The organism is Lentimicrobiaceae bacterium, from assembly GCA_023227965.1.
In the GTDB taxonomy this organism is placed as follows: Bacteria; Bacteroidota; Bacteroidia; order Bacteroidales; family JALOCA01; genus JALOCA01.
Genome location: JALOCA010000003.1, coordinates 60,249 through 78,273 on the forward strand (window position 1 = coordinate 60,249; position 18,025 = coordinate 78,273).

The window sequence follows — 18,025 nt, forward strand, 5'->3', positions numbered from 1 at the left end:
ATTGTAAACTAAAGAAAAATTTTCGGATATGGAACTTGTAACTCCTGGAGTGGGCTTGTTGTTCTGGATGACATTATCGTTTGGGTTAATGCTTTATGTTTTGGGAAAAATGTTCTGGAAACCTATCGTTAAAGCAATGAAAAATAGAGAGGAAGCAATAAGCCAAAGCCTTAATGAAGCCAACAAAGCAAGGGAAGAAATGAAAGCCCTCCAGATAAACAATGAACAACTTTTATTGCAAGCCAAAGAAGAACGGGATCAAATTCTAAAAGAAGCCCGAAAGTTGAAAGATGAACTTATTGAAAAATCGAAAATACAGGCAAACGAAGAATACAACCGCATAGTGGAAAGTGCAAAAGAAAGCATTCATTACGAAAAAATGGCAGCTATTACCGAACTGAAAAACCAAATGGCTACACTTTCAATAGAAATAGCCCAGAAATTGATTCAGGAAGAACTGCAAAACAGCGATAAACAAAAAACCATTGTTGATAAAATGCTGAAAGAAATTAATTTCAATTAAAGCAAAGCGTATATTTTAATGAAAAATAGCAGGTTATATTCACGCTACGCGAAAGCCCTTTTCGACTTGGCATCGGAACAAAACCTTATCGAAAAGATTTTTGCCGATATGCAATTAGTACACCATACAATTGAAACAAATCGTAGCCTTGCTTTGATGCTTCAAAGCCCTATAATTAAAATAGATAAGAAAAAAAACATTTTAAAAGAAATATTTAGTAACTCCATCTCTGAATTAACTCAAAAATACTTGGATATTATTAGTAGTAAACGAAGAGATTCATCAATAATGGGAATTGCATCCGGATACCTTGATTTGTATAACGAATTTAAGGGTATTAAAAAAGTAGTTCTCCGGACGGCTTTTGCCATGAGGGAAGCAGACAAAGAACGTATAAAACAGTTGTTAAAAACACAAACCGGCTTTACCATAGAGCTTAAGGAAATAATTGAACCCGGATTAATCGGTGGATTTATTCTTACACTCGACGATAAACAATATGATGCCAGTTTACTGAAACAAATAAAACAATTACATAAACAATTTGACAATAATTTGTATATTAAAGGATTTTAATAATATATGGCAGAAATAAAACCCGCAGAAGTATCGGCAATTTTACGGCAGCAATTAGCCGGATTTAAAACCGAAAAAGAACTTGAAGAAATAGGAACCGTGTTACAGGTAGGCGATGGTATTGCCCGTATTTATGGTTTAAACAATGCCCAGTCAGGTGAATTGATTGAGTTTGAAAAAAAAGGATTGAAAGGTATTGTCCTTAATTTGGAAGAGGATAATGTCGGTGCCGTGTTACTTGGTGAATCCCTTGATGTAAAAGAGGGAGATACCGTGAAACGTACCGGGGAAATTGCTTCGGTTAACGTTGGCGAAGGTATGCTGGGTCGTGTTATCAACACTCTTGGCGAACCTATTGACGGAAAAGGAGAAATAAAAGGGGAAACCTTTCAAATGCCCCTTGAACGCAAAGCTCCGGGAGTAATTTACAGACAACCGGTAAACCAGCCACTACAAACAGGTATTAAGCCCATTGATGCGATGATTCCTATCGGAAGAGGTCAAAGAGAGTTAATTATCGGCGACCGGCAAACCGGTAAATCGGCAATTGCCATTGATACTATAATCAACCAAAAAGAATTTTACGAAAAAGGAGAACCAGTATATTGTGTATATGTTGCCATAGGACAAAAAGGTTCTACAGTGGCTAACCTGGTAAAAACACTCGAAAGCCACGGGGCAATGAATTACACTATCATTGTAACCGCTACTGCTTCCGACCCCGCTGCCATGCAATTCTATGCCCCGTTTACCGGCGCTGCAATAGGAGAATTTTTTAGGGATTCAGGAAGATCTGCCTTGGTGATTTACGACGATTTGTCGAAACAGGCAGTAGCTTATCGTGAAGTTTCTCTTTTACTCCGCCGCCCACCCGGACGCGAAGCTTATCCCGGTGATGTGTTTTATCTCCATTCACGTCTGCTCGAACGGGCTGCCCGTATCATTTCTGCTGATCACATAGCAAAACAAATGAACGACCTGCCCGGATCTATCCAGCATCTTGTGAAAGGAGGAGGTTCTCTCACGGCTTTGCCAATTATTGAAACTCAGGCTGGCGACGTATCAGCATACATCCCTACCAACGTTATTTCTATCACCGATGGACAAATTTTTCTCGAATCGGGATTATTTAACTCTGGTATCCGACCCGCTATCAACGTGGGAATCTCCGTTTCGCGCGTAGGTGGAAATGCACAGATAAAATCAATGAAGAAAATTGCCGGAACCTTAAAATTGGACCAAGCACAGTTCCGCGAACTCGAAGCCTTTGCAAAATTTGGTTCCGACCTTGATGCTGCTACCAAAGCCGTTCTTGATAAAGGCATCCGGAATGTGGAAATACTGAAACAAGCCCAATTTTCACCCATGCCAGTTGAAAAACAAATCGCTATTATTTTTTGCGGAACAAGGGGATTGTTACAAAAAATTCCCGTTAAGAGTATTAAAAACTTTGAAGACGAATTTTTGAATTATCTTGAGCAAAATCATCAGCCGGTACTCCAGTCATTAAAAAAAGGAGAACTAAAGGACGATGTACTGGCAACACTTGAAAAAACAGCCTTTCAAATAGCCAAAAGATACGAAAAATAAAAATTCCCTTTTCACAGAAAATAAACGGATTAATGTAAATGCTGAATTGAACCCATGCCAAGCCTGAAAGAAGTAAGATTACGGATTGCTTCGGTAAAAACTACCCAGCAGATTACCAGTGCCATGAAAATGGTTTCGGCATCCAAGTTGCGAAGGGCACAAAATGCCATTCTTACCCTACGACCGTATGCTAATAAAATCAACGAAATTCTGCAAAATTTAACAGCAGCTTCGGGCAATAGTGGCGATAATCTTTTCTTTAATTCCCGTTACCCCGAAAAAGTATTATTGGTGGTTATAGCTTCCAACAGAGGTATGTGCGGAGCTTTTAACGCTTCAATCATAAAAACCGCAATACAATACATTAACGAAAATTATCCCGGGCAGCAAAATAAAGGCAATGTGTCGCTGCTGTGTATAGGTAAAAAAGCCACCGATTTCTTTAAAAAAAGAAATTATAATATCTTAGCTATTCACGACCATTTATTCGACCAGCTCACCTTTGATAACACCACGGATGTAGCCCGGCAATTGATGCAATTTTTTGTTTCGCGACAGTTTGACAAAATTGAATTGGTTTACAACCAGTTTAAAAATCCTGCAGTACAAAAACTTATTGTTGAGCAGTACCTTCCGTTTAAACCGGCTGAGCCTGCCCCATCGGCTTTTACCGCAAAAAATGATTATATTTTTGAACCGGATGAAAAAACAATTACCGACGAGCTAATTCCCAAATCGCTTACGATTCAATTTTATAAAGCACTGCTCGACTCTTTTGCTTCGGAGCATGGGGCAAGAATGACAGCCATGCACAAAGCTACCGATAACGCTCAGGAAATCATTAAAAAACTCACCATTATGTACAATAAAGCCCGACAGGCAACAATTACAAATGAAATTCTTGAAATTGTGAGCGGGGCAAATGCGCTCAAGCAAAGCTAAACAGGATAAATAATCATCTTATTATCAACAGAAAATGTTTTTTGTTGAATTTACATAAACTATATCTGCACCTCGTTGTTATTAATAAGTGTTAAAGATTTTTCATCTGAAAAGATGAATTTATTATACATTTGTAGTTAAATAATAGAATTGCCCTATGATAAACAAAACAGTAGAAAAAGCAATAAACGAACAAATTAAACTGGAAGAACATTCCTCACGCATTTATTTAGCCATGGCATCGTGGTGCGAAACCAACGGATTACCGGGAGCTGCTGCTTACTTGTTCAAACAAACCGAAGAAGAACGGTTTCATTTACGTAAATTTATTAACTACCAGAACGACAGGGGTGGTTTTGCTAAATTGCAGACTCTTGATGCTCCAGAATTTGAATTTAAATCGCTGAACGATCTGTTCGAAAAAGTGCTGGTACATGAAGAATTGATTACATCTTCCATCAGCAATCTGTACGAAATAGCCGTAAATGAAAAAGACTTTACTACAGCCAATTTTTTGCAATGGTTTATTACCGAACAAATTGAAGAAGAAAGTACTTTTCGTACCATTATTGATAAAATAAAATTAGCCGGTACGGAAAAAGGTGGTTATTTTCTTATGGATAAAGAATTAGCTGCTATGGCAGCTGCTAAAATAGTTCCTTCAGCAGATACAGTAAACTAAAAAAAACGAAAAATTTGCGAACACCTCCGATACTTAAAAAGGGAGACACTGTGGCTATTGCTGCTACCGCAAGAAAAATTAATCCGGAAGAATGGCAAAATGCAGTTAATTTGCTTTCGTCCTGGGAACTGGAAGTAGTTTTCTCCGAAAACATCGCGAAAAGCGATCACCAGTTTGCCGGAAACGATAAAGAAAGACGTATAGGGTTTCAACAATTGATTGATGATGACAATATTAAAGCAATTATTTGTGCCCGGGGCGGATATGGAACAGTAAGAATTATTGACGACTTAGATTTTTCGCATTTTTCACAAAATCCGAAATGGATAGTAGGTTACAGCGATATTACTGTACTTCATTCTCATATTCACCGGCACTTTGCAATAGAAACTCTGCATAGTTGTATGCCATATGACTTTTCTGCTGCTAATCCCTCGCCTGAAACTATTGAAAGTTGCAGAAGCGTATTATTCGGACAACCATTAAATTACGAATTACAAGTCCATCCTCTTTCGCGAATTGGTGCATGCGAAGGGATTTTATGTGGCGGAAATTTGTCTATACTTTACAGTCTTACAGGAACAGCCTCAGATATTGATACCACAAACAAAATTTTATTTCTCGAAGATGTTGACGAGTATTTGTATCATATTGACCGGATGATGCTAAGTTTAAAACGTTCGGGTAAATTGAACTGTTTGAAAGGCTTAATAATAGGCAGCTTTTCAAAAATGAACGACAATGCCGTGCCTTTTGGTAAAAATGCTGAAGAAATTATTGTCGAAGCTGTAAGCGAATATAATTACCCGGTACTGTTCGGATTTCCTGCCGGACATTGCAATGATAACAGAGCCTTGGTTTTGGGAAGAAATGTAAAGTTTGACATTCAGGCTGCAAAAGCAACTTTGTGTTGTTGAATCACTAAGCAGGTCTGATTGCAAGCGCAATATTTAACAGTTGTCCGTTCTCATCACATATGGGAACATAATGGTATTTGTACCTTTTTCCATCTTTTTCCGTTTCTACAATTAAGGGCTCTTTATTGTCAATAACTTGCTGAATTATTTTGTAAATATTTGAAAATGTGTCGTCATTTGTAATTTCGCCAACTTTTTTCCCGATAGCTTTTTCTGGGAGCAGATTAAAAGATTTACAAGCTACTTCATTGATTTGAACGATATGAAAGTTTTTGTCAAATAAAATAAACTGATCGTGAGTTACTTGAAGGATAGCATTGGCAATCTGCCGAGTTTCAAACAATTTTTGTTCGTAGAGATTCCTCTCTGTAATATCGCTGATCATCACCAGCGTAAATTTTATTATGCCCGCTTCATAAATAGGAGAAACACTGGTATCGCACCATAAAACACTTCCGTCTTTTTTGACGTAACGTTTTTCGGTTTGAAAATGGGGGACTTTACCATCTATAAGCTGCTGCATGAGATATCTCGATTTGGTAATATCATCCTTATGCGTGATTTCTGTCATGTTAAACTGGTAAATTTCTTCCAGGGTATAACCAGTCATATTAGAAAAAACTTTATTAACCAGGACGAAATCCCCCTTTAGATTGCCAATGATGATACCGATAGTGGTATTTTCGAATATTGCTTTCAGTTTGGCTTCATTTTGCCGGGAAACGTAAACAATACTCTCAAGAAGCTCATGTTGTTCCTTATGGTAATGAAATTGCTTTTTCAACCGCATGTACTGAAAAAAGCCATACCCAAGCAGACAAAAAAGAATGGCAGATAAAATATGAATAACAACAAAATAGTTCATTATCTAAAAAACGACAAATGTATAGTTATAAAATACTCTTTTGCAAACTTTCTTTCAAACGCTTTATTTATTAAACAATTCGCTTGTAAATTGAAAAAAAGCGCAAACAGCTATTCTGATTTTTGTAACTATGATGTGAAAAAATAAATACTTTTTATCATATACACATCCTGCTTTGTAATGATAGACAACCTAAGAAAATATTATAGTCGCCTCTGATATTTTTTAATATCTTTACAAACCAAAAAGGAACGACCTGACTACTTAGGCATTCTTTTTCAACAGAAACCCAAGAAATATATGATAATGATAAAAAAACTTTTACTTTATTTTCTTTTATTAGCCGCTATTCCTGCCTATACACAACATACCAATATAATGATAAGTAGCAATAATGAGCCGGAAGAGCCCTCCATATACATTAACCCGCACAACACACAGCAAATAGTCGCCGGATCGAACATTAATAATTTTTATTTTTCACAGGACGGAGGATATACATGGGCAGAACATCAGCTTACATCATCTTTATATGGAGTTTGGGGCGACCCCTGCCTGCTTTTTGATACCACAGGAAGCATTTATTTTTTTCATTTATCTAACCCTACATCCGGTAACTGGATAGACAGGATTGTTTGCCAGAAATCGAATGATGGAGGATTGACTTGGGATGTGGGATCTTACATGGGACTTAATGGTACTAAGGCGCAGGATAAGGAATGGGTAGTAGTAGATCCGGCTACCAATACTATGTATGCAACTTGGACACAATTTGACTATTATGGGTCAACAAATCCATTGGATAGCAGTATAATTCTTTTTTCACGTTCAACAAATCAGGGAATAACATGGTCGCAACCACAAAGGCTGAGCCAACGTGCAGGGGATTGTGTTGATAGTGACAATACCGTTGAAGGGGCTGTTCCGGCAATAGGTCCCGAAGGAGAAATTTATGTTGCATGGGCTGGCCCTTCCGGGTTGGTATTTGACCGCTCGCTGGATGGCGGTTCAGCATGGTTGCCAAAAGATATTTTTATTACCGATATTCCAGGAGGATGGGATTATAATGTTCCGGGAATAAGCCGCTGCAACGGACTTCCGGTAACTTGTTGCGACGTAAGTAACAGCCCTTACCGTGGGCGTATTTATGTAAACTGGACAGATCAGCGTAATGGGACATCCGATACCGACGTATGGCTGGTTTCCTCTTCCGATGGAGGTAATACCTGGAGCGAAGTAAAAAGAGTAAACAATGATTTGCCAGGTAAACAGCAATTTTTTACCTGGATGACCATTGATCAAACAACGGGATACTTGTACTTTGTATTTTATGATCGTCGGAATTATTCCGGCAGAGAAACAGATGTTTATATGGCTGTTTCAAAAGATGGAGGTGAAACTTTCAGTAATTTTTCTATTAGCGAGACCCCATTTACTCCTAATGCAAACATTTTTTTCGGCGACTATACTAACATATCTGCACATAATAATGTAATAAGACCGATATGGACACGGCTTGAAAATAACAGTCTAAGTATTTGGACTGCTATTATTAACCCCATGATATTATCTTCTGATCAACAGCAATTTTCCTTATTTTCACTTGAACAAAATTTTCCTAATCCATTCTCTGATAATACTTATTTTTCATTTAAAATTAAATCCCCATGCCATGTAAGTTTGAAAATTTATGATGTTTTTGGAAAAGAAATAGCAACAATAATTAATAATAAATTATTGCAAACAGGAAAATATATTGAAATGTTTAATACTACGCTAATTCCCATTGCATCGGGTGTATATTATTTCTCCTTAGTAAGTGAAAATCAGATAGTAAAACATAAAATGCTGTTTTTAAGGTAGATATATCAATGTTGGTGGATTAAATTTTTTTTTATTTTTACTTTTTGTTTTAGATAAAGTAGTTAAAAATCAAATATACTAATAATGGAATTAGAATTCCAGAAAATTTTAGAAAAATCAAGAGACTTATCCTTTGACAAGGGAATCCGAAAAGCCTCAATGGATGATATTGCCAACGTGATAGGTATATCAAAAAAAACTCTTTTCAAATATATCAAAAACAAAACGGACCTTGTACAAAAAGTTCTTGATTTTGAACGTGACAGTTTTGGGAAAATATTTGATGAATACAACTTTGAAGGAGTAAATGCCATTGATATTTTACTTACGGTAAGTCGCGAAATAAGCAGGCGTTTTAAATATGTAAATCCTATGGTTACATACGAACTACGCAAATATTATCCAGCAATTTATCGTTTACATTTCGAAAAACGTATAGATTTTATTTTTGAAAAAATTAAAATCAACATCGAAAAAGGAATAAGCCAAGGTATTTATCGTAGCGATTTCAGCATTGAACTACTTGCAAGATTGTACATCAGCAGATTGATTGACTTACAAAACCCTGTGTTTTTTCCCCCTGATAAATTTTCCTTCGGAGTGCTTTTTGAGGTAATGTTTGATAATTTTATCAGAGGCATAGCCAATACGCAAGGGATGGCATATTACGAAGAAAGGCGCAAGGACATGGTTTTTAAATAAAAAAGCCGCATATAAATAAATTATATACGGCTGGAAGATATGAAAAAAAAGCTATTCGTATTTAATTGCATTTACTGGATTTTCAGTAGCAGCTTTTAGGATATGAAAGCTGATAGCCAACATGGTAACAACCCAGGCAATAATTCCAGAAAGCAAAAAAGTGATTGGAGAAACAGTAACATGGTATGCAAATTTTTCGAGCCAATTACTAAGGAAAAAATAAGATATCGGACTGGCAATCACAAAAGCAATACCCAATAACAGAGAAAACTCATAGTAGAACATTCCGGTTATAGAAGCAACTGATGCCCCGGAAATTTTCCTTATACCTATTTCCTTCGTTCTTTGTTCTGTAACGAATGATGCAAGACCCAACAAACCTAATAAGGCAATAAAAAGAGAAATTACAGAAAACACGGTAAAAATTTGGGTAAGTTTTTTTTCGTGTGCATAAACAGTATTGTATGAATCAGTCATTATTTTGTAATCGAAAGGATTTTTAACACCAAATTTTTGCCAAACACCATTAATATAGCCAAGAGATTTATTAATTGTTCCTTCTTTAATTTTTATTGTCAAATATCCACCGGGACGCTGTTGTAAAAAAATAACCATGGGTTCTATCTGATTGTGTAAAGAGATGTAATTAAAATCTTTAACCACGCCAATTACACGTGTATTTCGGTTGGCTGTACCGTCGAGATTAAGATCATATTGAATTTTTTTACCTAAAGGTTCAATCCAACCTAATTTTTTTGCAGCTGTTTCATTGATAATAACGGCTTTTTGGAGATCGGTACCCCTGGTTTTATCAAAATCTCTCCCTTTAACTATTTGCATTCCCATTATTTTTATAAAATCATAATCGGCAATAATATTATTGAGGGCAATTTCCTGCATTTTTCCACCGTTTTCTACCCGCATCACCTGGATGGAAAAATTGTTGTATGGAAGTCCGAACGAAGTACTTACACCAATAATATCAGGATTTTTAAGAAGCTCCTGTTTAAATGCCGGAATACTTTTGGCGAAGGTAGTATCCTGAATTTGGGTGAAAAGAAGATTTTCCTTATCAAAACCGATATTTTTATTCTGAAAAAAGCGAAACTGACTGCTTACAATAAGTGTGCTTGAAATCATAAAAATAGAAATAACAAACTGAAATACAACCAATATTTTTCGTAGAAGTGCATTTTTCCTTCCGACTTTGTTTTTCTCTTTCAAAACCACTGCCGGAATAAAGGAAGAAAGATAAAATGCAGGATAACTTCCCGAAATTAGTCCTACCAGCAAAGTAATAAGCAGGATACCCACAGAAATTAAAGGATCGGAAATTATGCCAAATGACATTTGCTTATCGGTAAGCGTATTGAACATCGGTAAAAACGACTGGATAAGGAAAAGGGAAATTATTAGGGAGATAAAAGCCAATACTACCGATTCGAACAAAAACTGTCGCTGGATTTGTACTCTGTAAGCTCCAATTACTTTGCGCATTCCCACTTCTTTTGCCCGGTTAGTAGATTTTGCTGTCGCCATATTCATATAATTGATTGCGGCAATCAATAAAATGAAAAAAGCAACAAATGAAAAAATATAAACGTAAAATATATTTCCGGTAGGTTCGTCGGCGGTGAGAGTTGAGTGCAAATGAATTTGCCCGAGACCGGTAGCCATCAGTTTAAAATTGGCATTAATTTGTTTTCCGATGGTTTCCATGTATTTTTTATAAAATTCCGGAGACTTTTGAAGCAGGGTTTCTATTTGCACATTGGGTTTTAAGAGAATAAAGCTGAATGGATTCACATTCCAGAATGCTTCGGGCTGCATGCTATTGAACCTTTCAAACCCGATAAATTTGGCTATGGTGGACATAGAAATTAACCCGTCGTACTGAATATGGGTATTCCCCGGCAGATTTTCAATAACCCCGCTTACTTTGTAACTGGTATTTCCATTTGTATAAATCAATTTTCCCAATGGATTTTCACTGCCAAAATATTTTTTGGCAAGTTTTTGTGTAAGTACAATGGTGTTGGGTTCGCACAAAGCTTTACCAGGAGACCCGTATATAAATTTACAACTGAAAATGGAAAAATGCGTAGAATCGGTAAACCAGATATTGTTTTCGTAAAATTCTTTATTATTACACCGTATCAGCATATTTTCGTTTCGAAACATACGGGTAAAAGATTCTATTTCCGGATATTCAAGTTTGGGAGCCGGAGCCAAAGGAAATGAAGTAATGGCAAATTTATCATGTTTTTCACCAATACGGAAGTCGGATTCAAGACGGTAAATCCGTTTATAATTTGTGTTGTATTTATCAAAGGAAAGTTCGTCGCGTATATATAACAAAATAAAAATGGTGGAAACCAGTCCAACTGTCAGACCGATGATATTTAATGCCGAATAAAACTTGTTTTTCAGAATATTACGGAAAGCACTGTTAATATAATTTTTAAACATAATGATCAGTTATTTTGTTAAATAACAAACCGTTCGCGAATATTTTCCGTAACAATTTGTCCATCGAAAAGACGAATTATACGTTGCGCATAATCGGCATCGCGTTGCGAATGTGTTACCATAATTATGGTAGTACCCGATTGATTCAACTTTTCGAGAATGCTCATCACTTCTTCACCATTAGCCGAATCGAGATTTCCGGTAGGTTCGTCGGCAAGAATCAGGTTGGGGCGGGTAACCACTGCTCTGGCTACTGCTACACGTTGCTGCTGACCTCCGGAAAGTTGCAGGGGAAAATGTTTTTTCCGGTGCATTATCTGCATTTGTTCCAATATTTGTTCTACTCTTTTTTTCCGTTCGCCGCTATACATTCCCCGGTAAATAAGGGGCAATTCGATGTTTTCAAAAACAGTCAGTTCGTCAACAAGATTAAAGTTCTGAAATACAAAACCAATATTTTGTTTCCGCAACAATGCACGCTGCCGTTCTGTAAATTTCGATACTTCCCGTTCAAATAAATAATATTCTCCACTTGTCGGATTATCAAGTAAACCCAAAATATTTAAAAGGGTGGACTTCCCGCAACCCGAAGGTCCCATTATAGCTACAAACTCTCCTTTTGTTATTGAAAATGAAACCAGATTTAGCGCAGTGGTTTCTACTTCATCTGTACGAAATACTTTTGAAAGGTTAACAGTTTTTATCATTGTGGTTAAAAACTTTTTCAAAAAAAAACTTTTTCTATTCGACGAATACCGTCAGAAAATGTTACACCGATCTTTCTTTTTTATAAACAATTTATTAATCCAGATATACCATTTCTTACATGAAGCCTTGTACAATACAGTTTTATATATTTTGAATTTAATATTTGTATTTTTTAATTTACTTTTGCTTTATGAAAATAACACCTCTGGTTAGCAAAACAGAAATAACCGTTCGCTTTTGCGAGGTTGACCCCATGCATATTGTATGGCATGGAAACTATATAAAGTATTTTGAAGATGGAAGAGAAGATTTTGGCGAAAAATACGGACTAAGCTATAGTACGATTTTCAATAATCAATTATTAACTCCCATAGTTAAAATGCAATGTGAGTATAGATGTTCACTTACTTTTGGCGAAAAAGCCATAGTGGAAACACAATATGTAAATACAGAAGCAGCAAAGATAATTTTCAAATACAAAATTTTCAGAAAATCAAATAGTGAACTAGTGGCAACGGGCGAATCTGTACAAGTATTTTTAAATATTCAAAAAGAACTGCAACTTACCCACCCACAGTTTTTTTTGGATTGGAAAAAAAGGTGGGGGATACATTAAAGATGCCTGAAATTATTGTTGATGCACATAATATAATTACTTCGCTGGGTTTTTCGACTGCCGAAAATATGAAAAACCTTCAGAAAGGCATTACCGGCGTAAAGTATTGCGACGATACGAAACTTTCGCCCAATCCATTTATGGTTTCACTGGTTGATTCCCTGCGTCTTGATGATGAATTTTCCGCATTAGGCAACCCCAGGCAATTTACCCGTTTTGAAAAACTATTGATTCTTTCTGTAGCCAACGCGCTTAAAAAGACAACTGTCAGCATTAATAATCCCAAAACGTTATTAATTATTTCTACAACCAAAGGGAACGTGGAGCTATTGACTCCTACAGGGAAAGCTTTTTCGAAAGAGCGGGTATATCTTTGGGAAACAGCACGTATTATTGGTAAATTCTTTAAAAATCCCAATACTCCGGTGGTTATTTCCAACGCCTGTATTTCGGGCGTTCTTGCCATTAATGTAGCATCAGCATTTCTTTGTTCCGGGAAATATGAAAATGTAGTTGTTTCCGGAGGAGATGCAATAACAAAATTTGTAGTTTCCGGATTTCAGTCATTTCAGTCGTTAAGCCCTAATCCTTGTAAGCCGTTTGATGTTTCAAGAGATGGACTTAACCTTGGCGAAGGCAGTGGAACTCTTATACTTACAACAAAAACAATAAAAACGGATGATAATGTGGTTATTACTGTAAAAGGTGGTGGTAGCAGCAATGATGCCAATCATATTTCCGGTCCTTCACGCACTGGCGACGGGTTATTTTTTGCTATACAACGTGCCCTTGACCAAGCTGGATACCTGCCGGATAAAATTGATTTTATTTCGGCACACGGAACGGCTACCAGTTTTAACGATGAAATGGAATCGAAAGCTTTCAATATGGCAAAAATGAGCAATATCCCCCTTAACAGTGTTAAGGGATATATCGGACACACACTGGGTGGTGCCGGCATCATTGAATCCGGCATAACAATAGGTTGCCTTAACCAAAATTTATTATTGAAAAATTTGGGGTATACCGAGTCCGGAATTCCTTTCCCGTTAAATGTAATTACCGAAAACTGTTCGCATCCGCTACATGTATGTCTGAAAACCGCTTCTGGTTTCGGCGGTTGCAATGCGGCAGTTATTTTTGAAAAAAAGAAATGAAAACACCAGTCATAACACAATTTTGCTCGATAAACCACAGCACTGTTTTTGTAAACGGAGAACCAGTTTTTTCATTCGCAGAAAATGATTTTACGGCATTTATGAAAGCTGCATACAAGAATTCTGGAGCCGAATACATGAAATTTTATAAAATGGATGGCTTGTGCAAGTTGGCTTTTATTACATCTGAATATCTGCTGAAAGGACCGTGTCCAGTAAAACTTTCAAATCCGGAAAAAACGGCTGTGGTGATCAACAACGGGAGTTCAAGCATGCAAAGCGATGTAAATCACCAATATAGTATTAATGATGCCCAAAAATATTTTCCAAGCCCCGCAGTTTTTGTTTATACTCTTCCTAATATCATGATTGGTGAAATTTGTATCCGGCATGCCATAAAAGGAGAGAATGCACTTTTTATTTCTAAAGAAATGGATACCGGATTATTACACAATTATATTACATATCTGTTTAATAATAAAAGAGTTGATTCGTGTATTGCCGGTTGGGTCGAACAAAATGAGAACCTGTACGAATCATTTTTATTGTTAATTCAGAAAAATTATTCTGATTTTTCGGATAATCATTTTACTTTTACCATAGAAAATTTAAAGAAAATTTATAAACAAGAAAGCAATTAAAGTATGGAAGAATTAATTAACAAACTGAAAGAACAAATTATAACCGAATTAAATCTGGAAGATATTAAACCAGAAGATATTAAACCTGATACCCCCCTCTTTGGCGATGAAGGTTTAGGATTGGATTCCATTGATGCACTTGAGCTTATAGTTTTACTTGAAAAAAATTATGGTATTAAAATTGAAGACCCCAAAGATGGGAAAAAAATATTCTATTCTATTCGTACTTTAGCCGAGTACATTACTGAAAACCAATCAAAAATTTAAAATGGTTTGATGCGAAAGGTCTTTGTAACAGGGATTGGAATTATTTCCGCAGTCGGAAATAATGTTAGGGAAACAATTGCTTCAGTACAAAATTCACGTTCCGGGATTGGCAATATTACTTTGATAGATACTATTTATAAAAATCTTCCTTTTGCAGAAGTGAAGTGCAATAATTCCGCACTTTTTAAAAAGGTTGGTATTGAAGAAGCAGAAAGTTTTTCCCGGACAGCATTGCTGAGCATGGTAGCTGCCCGCGAAGCCTTGCTTTACAGTAAAATAAACGATATCGCCGAATGGAAAACAGGCTTAATTTCTTCAACCACTGTTGGCGGAATGGACAAAAGCGAACTGTATTACGAAGATTTTTTAACCAACAATTCCAGAAACAATTATATTGATATTCATGATTGTGCCGATCATACTGAAAAAATTGCCGATTATTTAGGTATAAATGAATATCTTACTACCATCAGTACTGCCTGTTCTTCCTCAGCAAACAGTATCATGTTTGCTGCACGGCTTATCAGGAATGGTACACTCGATCGCGCCATAGCCGGCGGAAGCGAATGCTTGTCGAAATTTCATATAGATGGCTTCTATTCGTTGCAAATTTTAGATACAGAACCTTGTAAACCTTTTGATGCGTTTAGGAACGGACTTACTTTGGGCGAAGGAGCTGCCTACCTCGTTCTCGAATCGGAAGAAGCAGTAAAAACAAGCGGAAAAACTATCCTCTGTGAACTCAGCGGATGGGGAAATGCTTGCGAAGCATACCATCAAACTGCATCTTCACCTGAAGGGTACGGCGCCGTACTTGCCATGCAGAAAGCCTTGGCTGTTGCAGGTTTGCAACCCTCACAAATCAGCTATATTAATGCACACGGTACTGGTACACAAAATAATGATGCTTCGGAAGGTAATGCCATTGAAACGGTTTTCGGGAATAATATACCTCCGGTAAGTTCTACCAAATCATTTACCGGACATACAACCAGTGCTGCCGGAGCCGTAGAAGGTGTACTCTGCATCCTGGCAATGAACCGTGGTTGGTTGCTTCCAAACTTGAATTTTACCCATAAAATGGAAAATACCCACTTCGAACCTGTCAGAAAATTACAAACAAACATAAAATTCCGGCATATTTTATCTAATTCCTTTGGTTTTGGAGGAAATGATTCTTGCCTTATTTTTTCAAAAGTGTGATATGGAGGCATTTATTAACGGCATAGGCATTATTTCCTCACAAAATATCCCCAATACCGATCTTTTCCCCAAGGAAATCATCAATGATTCTTTGGGTATTTTAAAACTTATTACACCTGACTATAAGGACTATATTGACCTGATGGCTCGTAGGCGAATGGGGCGAATTATTAAAGCAGGTGTTACTGCGGCTAAAATGTGCCTTAATGATGCGGGTTTATCACAGCCAGATGCAATTATTACCGGAACAGGTCTGGGATGTATCGAAGACACCGAAAAATTTCTGGCTTCCATCCTTCAAAACAATGAAAGATTGCTCAACCCTGTACATTTTATGCAGTCAACATACAATACACTCAGTTCGCAGATTGCTATTGTGCTGAATTGCAATAACTACAATAATACTTTTGTCCACAGGAGTTTTTCCTTCGAAAGTGCAATTCAGGATGCGTTGATGCTAATTGCCGAAAAAGAAACACAAACAGCATTGGTGGGTAGCATTGATGAAATAACACAAAACCACTATCTTATAAACCGGAGACTCAATAAGTGGAAAACAGAATCATTGTATAGTTTAGATTTATTCAATAAAAATTCTCCAGGAACTGTCCCCGGTGAAGGAGCCATCTATTTTTTGCTTTCTGATGTACCAGCAACTACTACTTATTCAATTTTGGCAGGTGTAAAAATGTTTTACAAACCCCAATCGCCCACAGAAACCGAAAATAAAATTTTGCAATTTTTAAAAGAATGTGATACAGATATTCATGATATTGATATGATAATCACTGGAATAAATGGTGATAATCGTTTTGATGGAATTTATACTCACTTGCTTGAAGGAGTATTTCTAGGGAAACCTCACGCGGGTTTCAAACACCTCTGCGGAGAGTATTTTACTGCAACTTCTTTTGCTGTATGGTTAGCATCGGTAATTTTAAAAAACCAGGAAGCGCCTTCTGTTTGTGTTATTAACCATTCGCCAACTGCCCCATTACGCAATATTTTGATTTGGAATCATAATAAAAATATAAATCACAGTGTTTTGTTGATAAAGAAATACCAATAATATATTTTTAATTTTAATATTAATATTTTATGGCAAGACGGGTTTTTGTTACCGGAATAGGGATCATCAGTTCAATTGGAAGCAATGTGGAAAAAACACTTGCATCTGTTTTTACAGGTAGGTCGGGTATAGGCAAGGCTGAATTTTTGCCAACATTGCTTCGCGATATTTTACCTGTTGCCGAAATAAAATTATCCAATGATGCATTGGCAGACCAGGCAGGTGTTTCCCCGAAACAATATACCCGAACAGCATTACTTGGAATGTTGGCTGCTAAACAAGCTACGGAAGATGCACAAATTACTTCCGCAGAACTTTCGCAACGAACGCTGCTTCTGTCGGCAACCTCGGTAGGTGGAATGGACAAAAGTGAAAATTTTTACCGGGAATTCATTGCCGATAACCGAAAAGGAAGACTCAGTCAAATAGTCCATCACGATTGTGGCGACAGTACCGAAGCCATAGCAGACTATATCGGTGTAAAACAAGGAATGGGAACTATCAGTACTGCATGCTCTTCTTCTGCCAATAGTATTATGCTGGGTACCCGTCTTATTAGAAACGGACTGACCGACAAGGTAATTGCCGGAGGTACTGATGCACTTACCCGCTTTACATTGAACGGATTCAATTCGCTGATGATTTTGGATAAAAACCCGTGCAGACCTTTTGATGAAACTCGCAACGGGCTGAATCTTGGCGAAGCGGCAGCTTTTATTGTACTTGAACCCGAAAAAGCCATTACTGCCAATAAAAAATTTTACTGCGAGGTAACTGGATATGATAATGCCTGTGATGCATTTCACCAGACCGCTTCTTCGCCTGAAGGACTGGGTGCATTACTTGCCATGAAAAAAGCTCTTTCGGTAGCCGGATTACAACCGTCAGAAATACAATATATTAATGTACATGGTACCGGTACTCAGAATAATGATCTTTCGGAAGGTATAGCTATTCAAACACTTTTCGGGGAGAATGTGCCCCTGCTCAGTTCCACTAAATCATTTACCGGACACACACTGGGTGCTACCGGTGCAGTGGAAGCGATACTTTCTATACTATCTATAAAACAAGGCATTGTATATCCAAACCTGAATTTTTCGGAAAAAATGAAAGAATTAAATTTTTATCCGAATACCCAATTGCTTACGGGTAAAAATATAGTTAATGTGCTTAGTAATTCATTTGGTTTTGGTGGAAACAATACAACTTTAATATTTTCGAGGAGGTAATTT

The 18,025-nt window shown here is 36.9% G+C and carries 18 protein-coding genes; 15 read left to right on the top strand and 3 right to left on the bottom strand.

Features of this window, described 5'->3' with window-relative positions:
• The first annotated feature begins 28 nt into the window (after nt 1-28).
• The 6 genes from atpF to M0R21_01800 all read left to right on the top strand — a co-directional run bounded on the left by atpF (nt 29) and on the right by M0R21_01800 (nt 5,230).
• On the top strand, nt 29-523 hold the full coding sequence (atpF, locus tag M0R21_01775) for a F0F1 ATP synthase subunit B (protein MCK9616544.1): 495 nt from the start codon (nt 29-31) through the stop codon (nt 521-523).
• 18 nt (nt 524-541) lie between these two features.
• A complete protein-coding gene (gene atpH / locus M0R21_01780) occupies nt 542-1,099 on the top strand; it encodes an ATP synthase F1 subunit delta (protein ID MCK9616545.1) in 558 nt (185 codons plus the stop codon).
• A gap of 6 nt (nt 1,100-1,105) precedes the next feature.
• Nucleotides 1,106-2,689 carry a F0F1 ATP synthase subunit alpha gene (gene atpA, locus M0R21_01785; protein MCK9616546.1) on the top strand — a complete coding sequence of 528 codons (1,584 nt, stop codon included), beginning with the start codon at nt 1,106-1,108 and terminating at the stop codon, nt 2,687-2,689.
• 54 nt (nt 2,690-2,743) lie between these two features.
• A complete protein-coding gene (gene atpG, locus M0R21_01790; protein MCK9616547.1) occupies nt 2,744-3,631 on the top strand; it encodes an ATP synthase F1 subunit gamma in 888 nt (295 codons plus the stop codon).
• A 157-nt stretch (nt 3,632-3,788) separates the two neighbouring features.
• Nucleotides 3,789-4,313: a ferritin gene (locus M0R21_01795; GenBank protein MCK9616548.1), complete on the top strand. Its 525-nt coding sequence runs from the start codon at nt 3,789-3,791 to the stop codon at nt 4,311-4,313.
• 14 nt (nt 4,314-4,327) lie between these two features.
• Nucleotides 4,328-5,230 (top strand): LD-carboxypeptidase, encoded by a 903-nt coding sequence (locus M0R21_01800; GenBank protein MCK9616549.1) that lies wholly within the window; start codon nt 4,328-4,330, stop codon nt 5,228-5,230.
• Nucleotides 5,231-5,234: 4 nt separating this feature from the next.
• Here M0R21_01800 and M0R21_01805 read toward each other — a convergent pair whose 3' ends face one another.
• Nucleotides 5,235-6,095 (bottom strand): PAS domain S-box protein, encoded by an 861-nt coding sequence (locus M0R21_01805; GenBank protein MCK9616550.1) that lies wholly within the window; start codon nt 6,093-6,095, stop codon nt 5,235-5,237.
• 306 nt (nt 6,096-6,401) lie between these two features.
• On the opposite strand from M0R21_01805, the gene M0R21_01810 reads away from it, so the two are divergent.
• Both M0R21_01810 and M0R21_01815 read left to right on the top strand, forming a co-directional pair.
• A complete protein-coding gene (locus tag M0R21_01810) occupies nt 6,402-7,958 on the top strand; it encodes an exo-alpha-sialidase (protein ID MCK9616551.1) in 1,557 nt (518 codons plus the stop codon).
• Nucleotides 7,959-8,042: 84 nt separating this feature from the next.
• Nucleotides 8,043-8,660, top strand: coding sequence for a TetR/AcrR family transcriptional regulator (locus M0R21_01815; protein MCK9616552.1), 618 nt, complete (start codon nt 8,043-8,045; stop codon nt 8,658-8,660).
• A gap of 51 nt (nt 8,661-8,711) precedes the next feature.
• Here the strand turns inward: M0R21_01815 and M0R21_01820 are convergent, their stop codons facing one another.
• Together M0R21_01820 and M0R21_01825 are read right to left on the bottom strand one after the other, a co-directional pair.
• Entirely contained in the window at nt 8,712-11,129 is a 2,418-nt protein-coding gene (locus M0R21_01820; protein ID MCK9616553.1) for an ABC transporter permease, read from the bottom strand.
• Between the two features lie 17 nt (nt 11,130-11,146).
• The gene (locus M0R21_01825) at nt 11,147-11,836 is read right to left on the bottom strand and encodes an ABC transporter ATP-binding protein (protein ID MCK9616554.1); all 690 of its coding nucleotides are present in this window, start codon (nt 11,834-11,836) and stop codon (nt 11,147-11,149) included.
• A gap of 191 nt (nt 11,837-12,027) precedes the next feature.
• Here M0R21_01825 and M0R21_01830 point away from each other — a divergent pair, with 191 nt between their 5' ends.
• Genes M0R21_01830 through M0R21_01860 form a run of 7 tightly spaced genes read left to right on the top strand, consistent with a single transcriptional unit; the run spans nt 12,028 to nt 18,022 of the window.
• A complete protein-coding gene (locus M0R21_01830; protein MCK9616555.1) occupies nt 12,028-12,453 on the top strand; it encodes an acyl-CoA thioesterase in 426 nt (141 codons plus the stop codon).
• Between the two features lie 2 nt (nt 12,454-12,455).
• Nucleotides 12,456-13,610 (top strand): hypothetical protein, encoded by a 1,155-nt coding sequence (locus tag M0R21_01835; protein MCK9616556.1) that lies wholly within the window; start codon nt 12,456-12,458, stop codon nt 13,608-13,610.
• The gene (locus M0R21_01840; GenBank protein MCK9616557.1) at nt 13,607-14,251 is read left to right on the top strand and encodes a hypothetical protein; all 645 of its coding nucleotides are present in this window, start codon (nt 13,607-13,609) and stop codon (nt 14,249-14,251) included. The genes M0R21_01835 and M0R21_01840 overlap by 4 nt, the downstream gene beginning before the upstream one ends.
• A gap of 3 nt (nt 14,252-14,254) precedes the next feature.
• Nucleotides 14,255-14,518, top strand: a complete 264-nt coding sequence (locus tag M0R21_01845) for a phosphopantetheine-binding protein (protein MCK9616558.1) — start codon at nt 14,255-14,257, stop codon at nt 14,516-14,518.
• 9 nt (nt 14,519-14,527) lie between these two features.
• Nucleotides 14,528-15,721: a beta-ketoacyl-[acyl-carrier-protein] synthase family protein gene (locus M0R21_01850; protein MCK9616559.1), complete on the top strand. Its 1,194-nt coding sequence runs from the start codon at nt 14,528-14,530 to the stop codon at nt 15,719-15,721.
• A gap of 1 nt (nt 15,722) precedes the next feature.
• Nucleotides 15,723-16,790 (top strand): beta-ketoacyl synthase chain length factor, encoded by a 1,068-nt coding sequence (locus tag M0R21_01855; GenBank protein ID MCK9616560.1) that lies wholly within the window; start codon nt 15,723-15,725, stop codon nt 16,788-16,790.
• Nucleotides 16,791-16,819: 29 nt separating this feature from the next.
• Nucleotides 16,820-18,022: a beta-ketoacyl-[acyl-carrier-protein] synthase family protein gene (locus tag M0R21_01860; protein ID MCK9616561.1), complete on the top strand. Its 1,203-nt coding sequence runs from the start codon at nt 16,820-16,822 to the stop codon at nt 18,020-18,022.
• Nucleotides 18,023-18,025 lie beyond the last annotated feature (3 nt).

Excerpts from the sequence above, each read along its gene's own strand:
- M0R21_01795 (MCK9616548.1), top strand. The coding sequence starts at position 3,789 with ATGATAAACAAAACAGTAGAAAAAGCAATAAACGAACAAATTAAACTG.
- M0R21_01830 (MCK9616555.1), top strand. The coding sequence starts at position 12,028 with ATGAAAATAACACCTCTGGTTAGCAAAACAGAAATAACCGTTCGCTTT.
- atpH (MCK9616545.1), top strand. The coding sequence starts at position 542 with ATGAAAAATAGCAGGTTATATTCACGCTACGCGAAAGCCCTTTTCGAC.
- M0R21_01820 (MCK9616553.1), bottom strand. The coding sequence starts at position 11,129 with ATGTTTAAAAATTATATTAACAGTGCTTTCCGTAATATTCTGAAAAAC.
- atpA (MCK9616546.1), top strand. The coding sequence starts at position 1,106 with ATGGCAGAAATAAAACCCGCAGAAGTATCGGCAATTTTACGGCAGCAA.
- atpF (MCK9616544.1), top strand. The coding sequence starts at position 29 with ATGGAACTTGTAACTCCTGGAGTGGGCTTGTTGTTCTGGATGACATTA.
- M0R21_01845 (MCK9616558.1), top strand. The coding sequence starts at position 14,255 with ATGGAAGAATTAATTAACAAACTGAAAGAACAAATTATAACCGAATTA.
- M0R21_01825 (MCK9616554.1), bottom strand. The coding sequence starts at position 11,836 with ATGATAAAAACTGTTAACCTTTCAAAAGTATTTCGTACAGATGAAGTA.
- M0R21_01850 (MCK9616559.1), top strand. The coding sequence starts at position 14,528 with ATGCGAAAGGTCTTTGTAACAGGGATTGGAATTATTTCCGCAGTCGGA.
- M0R21_01815 (MCK9616552.1), top strand. The coding sequence starts at position 8,043 with ATGGAATTAGAATTCCAGAAAATTTTAGAAAAATCAAGAGACTTATCC.
- atpG (MCK9616547.1), top strand. The coding sequence starts at position 2,744 with ATGCCAAGCCTGAAAGAAGTAAGATTACGGATTGCTTCGGTAAAAACT.
- M0R21_01835 (MCK9616556.1), top strand. The coding sequence starts at position 12,456 with ATGCCTGAAATTATTGTTGATGCACATAATATAATTACTTCGCTGGGT.
- M0R21_01805 (MCK9616550.1), bottom strand. The coding sequence starts at position 6,095 with ATGAACTATTTTGTTGTTATTCATATTTTATCTGCCATTCTTTTTTGT.
- M0R21_01810 (MCK9616551.1), top strand. The coding sequence starts at position 6,402 with ATGATAAAAAAACTTTTACTTTATTTTCTTTTATTAGCCGCTATTCCT.
- M0R21_01855 (MCK9616560.1), top strand. The coding sequence starts at position 15,723 with ATGGAGGCATTTATTAACGGCATAGGCATTATTTCCTCACAAAATATC.
- M0R21_01840 (MCK9616557.1), top strand. The coding sequence starts at position 13,607 with ATGAAAACACCAGTCATAACACAATTTTGCTCGATAAACCACAGCACT.
- M0R21_01860 (MCK9616561.1), top strand. The coding sequence starts at position 16,820 with ATGGCAAGACGGGTTTTTGTTACCGGAATAGGGATCATCAGTTCAATT.